This window comes from Actinomadura rugatobispora, assembly GCF_042656285.1.
Taxonomy (GTDB): domain Bacteria; phylum Actinomycetota; class Actinomycetes; order Streptosporangiales; family Streptosporangiaceae; genus Spirillospora; species Spirillospora rugatobispora.
Genome location: NZ_JBHSON010000124.1, coordinates 21168 through 30228, shown reverse-complemented (window position 1 = coordinate 30228; position 9061 = coordinate 21168). Strand labels below are relative to the sequence as shown.

The following is a 9061-nucleotide window of genomic DNA, read 5'->3' as shown; positions in this document are numbered from 1 at the left end:
AAAAGTGCCTTCTGGACTGGTACGGACAGGACCTTCGACAAGCCCTATCCTCCCAGCACAGAGGCACTTTTCTTATCTAAACGGTCACTCCCGGCCCATCGCCCGGTGAAAGCCCGAGGTTAGGCCACCGGCACCAACCGGCCGCCGCCTTCCTCGCCCTGCTCCGCACGGACCAGCTCATCGAGGCCATCGGCAATGATCCGATCACCCTTCGCGGACTTGTGCTGGTAGCGCAGCGCGGCCCGCTCGTTGTCGTGGCCCATCCGAGCCATCAGGTTCTTGGTCGAGACGCCCATGTCGGCTGCGAGCTGGTTGCCCGTGTGTCGAAGGTCATGGAAATGAAGGTTCGGCACCCCGAGTGCCTCCACCAGGTGACGCCAATTGGTGACCTTGTTGAAGCCGCTACGCCGCAGCGGCCCGCCCTTGAGCCCGGCGAAGACCAAGGCGTTCGCTTCGGGCTTGGTGTACCTGTTCAGGTGCGCCGTCAGGTGGGGGACGATCGCGGCCGGGATGGTCACCGTCCGAACTCCCGCCTTGGACTTGGGCGGGCCGAGCAACATGCGGCCGTTGGCCTGCTCGACGTAGGCATGCCGGACACGAACAGTGCGCGCGGTCAGGTCCAGGTCGCAGCGGCAAAGCGCGGTGATCTCGTCCCAGCGCAGACGGCGAAGGTCGCCAGCAGGATGAACGCACGCAGACGCTCGTCCCTGATGACATCGGCGTGCCCATCCTCCGCCATCTTCCACAGAGCCCGTTCCGCTTCCGCGCGGGTGGCGAACGTCTGCGGGAAGCGCCGCACGGTTCCGCCCTTCACGCGGTACCGCAGCCGGTAGTCACCGGAGTCCAACTTGTGGAAGTTGCCGACCGGGCGGACGCCGACCCGTTCGGTCAGCTCGAAGACTTGGGCGACGGTGAGTGTCGGACGCTCTTCGGCATGCTCGGTGCCGGCCCCGCGCACCTGGCACGGGTTGCGGGGAGAAGCTTGTGTTCCACGCCCGCCGTCATCAGCACGGCCCGCAGCAGCCGGTACGCCTTGGCGCGCGAGGTCGCCCCCACGCCGCTGCTGGCGAGAGTCGTCAGCCTCTCCCGGATCATCGGCGTACTGAGGTTGCTCAGGCTCACACCGCCCAGGTGAGGCTGATGTGCTTGCGCAGCAGCAACGCGTACAGCTCTCGCGTGCGTGGCCGGAGCTCTGACGCTGCTCGATCCACAGTTCGGCGTTGACGCCAAGCTTGACCTTGGCCCGCTCAGGATCAGTCCACGTCCCTGTGAGGATCTCCGCTTCGATCAGCGTCAGGGCGCGTTCCGCTTCTGTCTTGCTGGCATATGTCTTGGGTGCTGTGCACATGCGGCCGTCTGGCCCTGGATAGCGGACCTGGTATCGCCCCCCGAGTCACGCTTGCGGATGTTGCCGAACCGGCGGTGCCCACCCTTGTTCGCCATTAGGCAGCCCTCCATACGTCGGACACGGTCATCGGTTCTACGGGGCCATCGGCGATGGCAGTGGCCGAGGCCCTCGCAGTGCGGGCAGGCGTCGCCGCCGGAGTCCAGGCCGGTTCCGCCGCAGTTGCAGCACTGCCACCACTCGCCGAGCGAGACGGCCGCGCAGGGGAAGGTGACGGCCGCTCCGGTCGCGGAGTCCTGTGCGGTCACCTCGTGCGAGCCGCAGGCCGAGCAGGCGGGGCCGTCCCGGAGGGCGAGCAGGGTCACCCAGTTGAGGCCGTGGTTGGTGTGGTTGCAGACCCAGCAGCGGAGTCGCCATGGCGTCGAGGTCTGGGGGGTCATCAGGCGGCCTGCCTGCCGTTGTCGAGGCGAAGGTTGTCGAAGTAGCTGGTCTGTGCTTCGTGCTCCTCCCGGCAGCGCTGGGGGATGTGGACGATGCGGTAGGCGGCCCGGCCGAAGGTCCAGGTCGCGACGTAGTGGGCACCGGAGGCGCGGTCATCGGCGACGGTCACGTCCAGGAGCGCGGCCACCTGGTCGACCAGGGCGGCCGAGCTGGCGTCGTCGCCCTCGCGGGCGAAGACCTGGAGGGTCGCGCCGTACTCGCAGACCTGGACGTCGGGGGTGGCCTCTAGGAAGTCGGCCAACTCTCGCAGGCCGGTGATGATCTGGTGACGCGAGAACAGGTCACCGGGGACGATGGGCATCGAGTGGGCGGTCATGGTGGGGTGCCTCCATGAGGTCGGGCGACGGGTGCGGATTCGGCGCGGATCTGGCGGAGCAGGTCGGAAGCGAGCTGGTTGGACACCCCGAGCCGGGCGCGCAGCGCGTCACGGGTGATCCGGCGTCCGTGCCGGCCCTCGTGCTCAGAGGCGACGCGGCGGACGAACGCGACCAGCGGAGCCGCCGGAGCCGACTCGGCGGACTCCTCTATCGGGACGGGGATCTCCGTCTGGCCGTCCGTGGCGCCCGCCGGGGGCTGGTCGTCCTGGACGGGGTCAGGGGTGCGGGGACGGTCCTCCCAGACGACCCACGGGGAGGACGGGGCGGATTCCTGCGAGGACGGCAGGCTCCGGAACAGCCGTGGATTCCGTCGCTGCCGGAGCGTCCTTCCGGCGTTCCAGCATGGAGACCGCGACCAGGAACGCCCCGGCAGGAGTGCCAGTGGTGACCCAGCCCCACACCGACTGATCCGCTTGCGCCAGGTTCGCCGCGAGCGAGAGCAGGATTCCGCCGACCAGGACGAGCGTCGGCCAGGACAGCCGTCCCGTCTCCCGACCGGTGCGCTTGTCGCGCTGGCGTTCCCCAGCCGCCATCACGCACGTGAGGTCGATGCACACGGCGATGGCCCAGGCCATCCACCCGTGCTGTCCGTGGTCGGTGGCCGTGTCACGGATGTGGGTGAACGACCCCGCCGCAGCGATACCCCCAGGATGACGACCGGCCCGGAGTCGGCCACGGCCCCGAAGAGGCGCCGGGTCATGCCGCCCGCCGGGTGGCGAGGGCGAGCAGCGTGGCCAGCTCCGGGTCACAGCGGTGCGCGTCGGCCCAGTCGTCCACCTCGGACGAGGACGAGGAGGCGAGCGACTCGGCGCACTGCTGGCAGCGGGCCACATGCAGGGAACGGAATTCGTCCCACTCGACGCCGACCGGCCACACGTCCCAGGACGACACCGAGGACGACCGGGACGGGGACGGGACGGCGACGAACCGGGGCCGAGGACGAAGGACATGGACGCGAGCGGCCATGGGAGAGCCTCCAGAGGCGGTTTCGGGCATGGGTCGGGTAGGGACGTGGCGCGATCAGGGCTCACGCCGAGCCGCAGGGGAGTGGGGTTCGCCTACACGGCGGGGCGGACGTCCGGGACGGAGCCGATGAGGCTCTCCCAGTCCGGAGCAAGGTCGGCGTAGTCGCGGGCAGCCTGTTCGGCTGCCTGCTCAGGCACGTAGACCGATTGGGCGCGGTGCCAGGCGCCGTGCCCGATCGGCGACCACGCACACGCCGGGGGTTTCGGCGGGGATGGCGCGGGCGGCGTCGAGGGCGGCGGGGGCCAGGTCGCCGAGGGTCATGCGGTTGACCCCGCGACTACCTCCGCCCGAACCAGGCGCTCAAACTGCGATGGGATGTACTGCATGAATCTGCGTGACGAGATCGAGAACGTTCTCCGAGCGTGGAACGCCTACGAGGTCAACCGAGGCGACTCACCCATCATCGACTTCGACTGCCACCCTGGCGGTCCCGAACCGATACCAGCCCCCGACCGCCTCACCGCTTATCGCCAGCTCGCGGACCTGCGCCCCGCCGCTACGGGCCCGCTTGCGACTCGTCTTGACGCCGACCTGGCCTACCTCGACGCCCTGCTAGGCGAACACCGCCCCCTAGCCGACTACGTCTGTGCGATCCAGGGATGCGGCACGGCTGGTTGGCCAGACGAGTACCTCGCCGAGCGCGCCGAGCTTTCCGCGAAGCGTTGGCCGATCTGGGCATCCGGTGGGGGAGCGAAACCAACGCCGAACTCCGCCAGGCCGAGGGCCTCCTTGACGTCAGCGATGCCCCCGACGCCATCCGCCATGCCGCCGAAAACCTAGAGCCCCTAGTTCGCGAAGCCACCGGCAGCACCGCGCCCTACACACTCACCATCGAGACCGCCGAGGTAGAGGCGTACTGGGCCTACTGGCTGGACGGCGCCGGCCAGAACGTCAGACTCCGTCTCAACCTCCCCAACATCGAGTTCACCCAGACCGGCGCCAAACAGTTCGCCCTACACGAGGTACTCGGCCACGGACTCCAAAGCGCCAGCCTTACCGCCCAGCCGCCGCCGAAGACGTCCCCTGGGGCCGTCTCCTGAGCATCCACGCGCCCCAGCAAGTGATGCTCGAAGGACTGGCCCAGGTATGGCCCCTGTTCCTGCTCCCCGAGGACAAGGTCCTGATCATCCGGGTCCGCCTCACCCACAACACCCAACTCATTCTGGCCCGAGCCCACCGCGCCATCAACGACGGCACCCCCATGATCGAGTGCGCCGACTACCTCCGCACCGCCGTCCCCTGGTGGACAGACAAGACCATCAACGGCTACCTGGCCGACCGAGGCACCAGCCCCGAACACCGCTCCTACATGTGGGCCGGGGCTGTACGGTTTTCGGTGTAACTCCTGATCAAGGAGTGACACCTGATGACGACAACTCAAGAGAATGCGGACGCCTCGGTGGCCAAGTCCGACAAACCGGCCGAGAGCAAGGGCATCGGCCCGGTCGACCAGGATCTGATCGGTCAGCTGGTCGCTCAGGCCCGTGAGCAGGGCTTGGACCTGGTCGGTGAAGGCGGGCTGCTGCAGCAGCTGACCAAGCGGGGTGCTGGAATCGGCGCTCGAGGGCGAGCTCACCGACCACCTCGGCTACGACCGCCACGACGCGGCCGGCAAGACCGGGGCCAACTTCCGCAACGTGCACCGTGCCAAGACCGTGACCACCGAGCTCGGCCCGGTCGAGATCGAGGTGCCCCGCGACCGCGATGCCAGCTTCGAGCCGCAGCTGGTCAAAAAGCGGCAGCGGCGGCTGACCGGCGCGGATGAGATGGTGCTGTCGCTGTCGCTGTCGCTGTCGCTGTCGCTGTCGCTGTCGCTGTCGCTGTCGCTGTCGGCCAAGGGCCTCACCCACGGCGAGATCTCCTCGCACCTGGCCGAGGTGTATGGCGCGAGCGTGTCCAAGCAGACCATCTCCACCATCACTGACTCGGTCATCGAGGGGATGGCCGAGTGGCAGAACCGGCCGCTCGACGGCGTGTATCCGGTGATCTTCCTGGACGCCATCCATGTGAAGATCCGCGACGGCCAGGTCGCCAACCGCCCGATCTACGTGGCGCTGGCGGTCACGGTCGAGGGCACCCGCGACATCTGGGGCTGTGGGCCGGCGTCGGCGGTGGCGAGGGCGCCAAGTACTGGTTGCAGGTGCTCACCGAACTGCGCAACCGCGGCGTCGCCGTTGCCTTCATGGTGGTCTGCGACGGACTGACCGGGCTCCCGGACGCGGTCGCCCACGTGTGGCCCCAGGCGCTGGTCCAAACCTGCATCGTGCACCTGCTGCGCAACAGCTTCCGCTACGCCGCCCGCCAGGACTGGGACAAGGTCGCCAAGGCCCTCAAGCCGGTCTACACCGCACCGACCGAGGCCGCCGCGATGGAGCGGTGGCTGGAGTTCGCCGAGGACTGGGGCACCAAGTACCCGGCGATCATCAGGCTATGGGAGAAAGCCTGGGCCGAGTTCGTCCCGTTCGTGCAGTTCGACCCCGAGATCCGCAAGGTGGTGTGCTCCACCAACGCGATCGAGTCGGTGAACACCCGGATCCGCCGAGCGGTCAAGGCCCGCGGGCACTTCCCCAACGAACAGGCCGCAGTCAAGTGCGTCTACCTGGCGGGGGTGAGCCTCGATCCCACCGGCACCAGCCGCAAACGCTGGATCGCCCGATGGAAAGCCGCCCTGAACGCCTTCGAGATCACCTTCGAAGGTGGCCTGACCACCCGCAACTAACCCATACAAGATCCAGTTACACCGTTACCTGGACAGACCCTGTGGGCCTACCGGCCGGACCCGACTGGTTCGCGGCCCTCGCTGAGGCCCCAGCTAAAGTGTCCCGGGAGGTACTCCATGCCGCATACCGCTTGCGCTCCGGGTCCGCTTGCCCTCGGATGAGGCATGTGCGGTCGTCGTCCGAGCGGGCCGAGGGTGCGCAGGTCAGCGGTCACGAGGCCCAAGTTCGACGAGCGGAGGGGACGAATTGTCGGCGCATTCTCCGTCTCGGCGTACGAGGCTGTGACAAAGTGCGTCCACGCACATCTCACAGAATGGCACGGGGGGATCGACACCGACGGTGACATGCACGTCCTGGGCATCTGGGTGCCCAAAGCAGCCGATGGCCCGACCGGCGTGGGCGCCGTGTTCTGACGCGGCGTAGTGACCGACCTGCGCAACCGCAGCGTGATCGCCATCCTCATAGCCTGCTGTGCCGCACCTGGGGATGCTGCGGCCGCCCCTGCTGGGCTGGCGGACGTGGGGCCGGCTGCATGACGGCCAGGTTCCCACCGAGGACGAGGCAGAACGGGCGCCGGGACGAGGATGAGGCGAGGACGAAGAGCGGTTATCGGGAAGCCTTCAGAGCGAGTTCGGGCATAGATGCCGATCGTGGGGTGTTGCTGGGGTTCCGGGAGGGGTTCTACGGGTCCGTTTGATCGGTGGCATGACATCCCGAGCCCGACCTGGAGCGCCTCCTGTGTCTATAGGTGCCAAACTCGATCCAGCGCGTCGGCAGCCAGGAAACGCGACCTCGCCTCGATCTGGGCATCAGACGGAGCATCGTTGGCGCTTGATTCCCACGTGGCAAGTTCCGAATCGAAATACGCCCTTCCTCTCTTGAGGGCCTCAGCCTTGGATGACAACGGAGCGTCCCCAAGGGAACTATTGAGACGATCGGTGAGTAGTGTCAGATTTCCTATCGCGTATATCGGATCGCGATAATCCGCTGAGGCCTTTGCCTGAGGCTTGATGTGCTCAATCGACCACGTCGTAAGATTCTGACCCGCAGGCAGCAGGCCCTCCAACTTCGCGAACGACATCAGCACGTAAGCGATGAAAATCTTACGAGATCGGAGTTTTTGCGCCTGGGTCAACTGAAGTGTGGGCGCATAGAACAAGGAGCAGAATGCTTGGAGAGCTCTCGTATGATCGGGTAGACTTTTGCGAAGTTTTTCTTTCAGGTCCCCGATAGCCAACGCCACTTCGCTGGCAGAGGTAGCATTCTCCAAGCGGACAGCGAAGCGATTATATCGACCCCGAGTGCCACCAGTTGAACCGCTATTTGTCAGTGCGGTATATTGGAAATGAAAAGACTCAACTAGCCTCAATACTTCAATGACCTGTGCCTGCTTGATCAATTTTGTTTCTCGGAATTTCCGGGCCACGGCGAGGACCGTCGAATTTGCTACCGAGACATTGAAGATCGCAAGTGCGCGAACACTGTCAACAAATTCAGGGATTGCAAAAGCATTGCGTTCGCCACGAACTTTTGGTTGAACCTGTACATGCTCCGCCTCTAGCCACTGATAGGTTTCCGCATCTCGTTCGAGTTCCTCCAGGTAGGAAAGGTGTGCTGCTGGGATGGCGCCCACAATGCGGCTAATCTCCTTGAACAGTTCGGGTTCCCTAACCGCCTCGCGTCGCGAGTTCCAGGACTGCCAAATGAATCTGTCGACAAAGTCCGCGCTTACACGACCTAGCTGAACACGGTCGACGAGTCGGTCCCAACGATCTGCGACTGCTTGGCGATCGTCTGGGTCCGTGGCCCCGCCGCGGATCAGAAGGTTCTTGACGAGGTCGGATAGGCGCAGATCTGCCCCGCGCGTATTCAATGTCTCGAAGACCAGGAATCCGTCTTCCTCAGAGGCCAACTCAACCTGAATTACGCGTGCCTTCAAGGCGTTTGACCGAATTGATTTAAGGCGTTCGAGTTGCCCACTCGGCGTCAATCCCTTGACTGCAGCGAGAATCTTCGCCTCAAAGAAGGATCGCGCCTCTCCGATCCGTTCAGCGCTCCTATTCCACTCTGCCCCGGATGGAATGGCGTTCGGATTTTGGATTACTTCATAGAACATCTTCTCGGGGCGACGCAAAACGGGATGACTTTTGCCGTCATCGTCTTTGACCATCAGATACTTTTGAGTAGTGAGCGCCTGACTCGTAGCTGCATGTGCATCGAAATCATTGACATCAATATATTTAGTAGCCACGTCGTTAAAAGCGTCACGAACAACAGATAGTAGGATTGCGCTCGTGGTTAGCCTCTGTTGGCCATCAATGATTGAGTATGTGTCGTTGAAGAGATCCCTTTTTTTGCTGACCCACGTTACTGTGGATCCGAAGAAAAAATCACCCTTCGCCAAGATGACGTCGTCCCAAAAATCGCTGAGTTGATCCTGTGACCAGCTGTAGGGGCGCTGAAAATTGGGAACCTCATACAGGCACTGTTGAAAACAGGTTTGGATGGTCTTTGTTCGACTCTCAATTGGAATCAGGTCACTGCTTGGAATCGACTCGGACATTTTCGGCCCCCACGACCCGTCACGAATTATGTTGACTTGAACAATAGCGCAAGCCCACGGACCCGCGCATGTGTCTCTCTGAAGTCTCAACGCCTCACATGACGTGACCAGCGGGGCTACCTAGCGTAGTCAGGCTCGGGACGGTGCCGGTGGTCTGACTTGTTCTCTGAAAAGTGACGACTGGGGCGTATGCCGTAAGCACGTCCGGTGTTGACGTATCGGCCTGTAGCGGATTGTCACGGTTTTGGCGAGGCATGTCGCGCCGACGTAAGACGACCACCTTCTTCATCTTCGAGACGGGTTCGTGTCTGAGGGTAGGAGGTGGACGCCGTGGATTCCACTGAGCTGCGTGTGACATGAACCTTGATCGCTCTGGTCAGCGAGCTGTGGCTGTGCAACCGGCGTGCAATCGGGAGCGGCGATCAAGGTGCAACGGCGATCACTTGGGGACAGGCGTACGGGCCATCCGCCCCGGTGACAGGCAAGATCGGTGCGCTTCTCTGATCTGTTCACCGGTCGCGGGGAGGGC

At 64.5% G+C, this 9061-nt stretch carries 9 protein-coding genes and 2 pseudogenes; 4 read left to right on the top strand and 7 right to left on the bottom strand.

The window, feature by feature from the left end:
* Positions 1 to 119: 119 nt before the first annotated feature.
* Together ACFPZN_RS50065 and ACFPZN_RS50060 are read right to left on the bottom strand one after the other, a co-directional pair.
* Positions 120 to 617, bottom strand: a complete 498-nt coding sequence (locus ACFPZN_RS50065; protein WP_378291233.1) for a tyrosine-type recombinase/integrase — start codon at positions 615 to 617, stop codon at positions 120 to 122.
* Positions 614 to 958: a hypothetical protein gene (locus ACFPZN_RS50060; protein ID WP_378291235.1), complete on the bottom strand. Its 345-nt coding sequence runs from the start codon at positions 956 to 958 to the stop codon at positions 614 to 616. Before ACFPZN_RS50060 ends, ACFPZN_RS50065 begins: the two co-directional genes overlap by 4 nt.
* Between ACFPZN_RS50060 and ACFPZN_RS50055 the strand changes: the two genes are divergently transcribed.
* Positions 851 to 1135, top strand: a complete 285-nt coding sequence (locus ACFPZN_RS50055; protein WP_378291231.1) for a hypothetical protein — start codon at positions 851 to 853, stop codon at positions 1133 to 1135. The genes ACFPZN_RS50060 and ACFPZN_RS50055 overlap by 108 nt on opposite strands.
* Before the next feature lie 150 nt (positions 1136 to 1285).
* Here ACFPZN_RS50055 and ACFPZN_RS56850 read toward each other — a convergent pair.
* The 4 genes and pseudogenes from ACFPZN_RS56850 to ACFPZN_RS50040 all read right to left on the bottom strand — a co-directional run.
* Positions 1286 to 1375: pseudogene (locus ACFPZN_RS56850) on the bottom strand (hypothetical protein); the annotation flags it as partial.
* 409 nt (positions 1376 to 1784) lie between these two features.
* A complete protein-coding gene (locus ACFPZN_RS50050; protein ID WP_378291229.1) occupies positions 1785 to 2162 on the bottom strand; it encodes a hypothetical protein in 378 nt (125 codons plus the stop codon).
* 276 nt (positions 2163 to 2438) lie between these two features.
* Complete coding sequence (locus ACFPZN_RS50045) at positions 2439 to 2972, bottom strand: DUF2637 domain-containing protein (RefSeq protein ID WP_378291227.1); 534 nt, start codon at positions 2970 to 2972, stop codon at positions 2439 to 2441.
* Positions 2920 to 3189 carry a hypothetical protein gene (locus ACFPZN_RS50040; RefSeq protein WP_378291225.1) on the bottom strand — a complete coding sequence of 90 codons (270 nt, stop codon included), beginning with the start codon at positions 3187 to 3189 and terminating at the stop codon, positions 2920 to 2922. Before ACFPZN_RS50040 ends, ACFPZN_RS50045 begins: the two co-directional genes overlap by 53 nt.
* 722 nt (positions 3190 to 3911) lie before the next feature.
* Between ACFPZN_RS50040 and ACFPZN_RS50035 the strand changes: the two genes are divergently transcribed.
* The 3 genes and pseudogenes from ACFPZN_RS50035 (at position 3912) to ACFPZN_RS50025 (ending at position 5968) form a co-directional block, all read left to right on the top strand.
* Positions 3912 to 4289: a hypothetical protein gene (locus ACFPZN_RS50035; RefSeq protein ID WP_378291223.1), complete on the top strand. Its 378-nt coding sequence runs from the start codon at positions 3912 to 3914 to the stop codon at positions 4287 to 4289.
* Between the two features lie 23 nt (positions 4290 to 4312).
* A complete protein-coding gene (locus ACFPZN_RS50030) occupies positions 4313 to 4591 on the top strand; it encodes a hypothetical protein (protein WP_378291221.1) in 279 nt (92 codons plus the stop codon).
* Positions 4592 to 4615: 24 nt separating this feature from the next.
* A pseudogene (locus tag ACFPZN_RS50025) lies at positions 4616 to 5968 on the top strand (IS256 family transposase).
* Positions 5969 to 6711: 743 nt separating this feature from the next.
* Here the strand turns inward: ACFPZN_RS50025 and ACFPZN_RS50020 are convergent.
* Positions 6712 to 8532 carry a GmrSD restriction endonuclease domain-containing protein gene (locus ACFPZN_RS50020; RefSeq protein WP_378291219.1) on the bottom strand — a complete coding sequence of 607 codons (1821 nt, stop codon included), beginning with the start codon at positions 8530 to 8532 and terminating at the stop codon, positions 6712 to 6714.
* Positions 8533 to 9061: the final 529 nt, after the last annotated feature.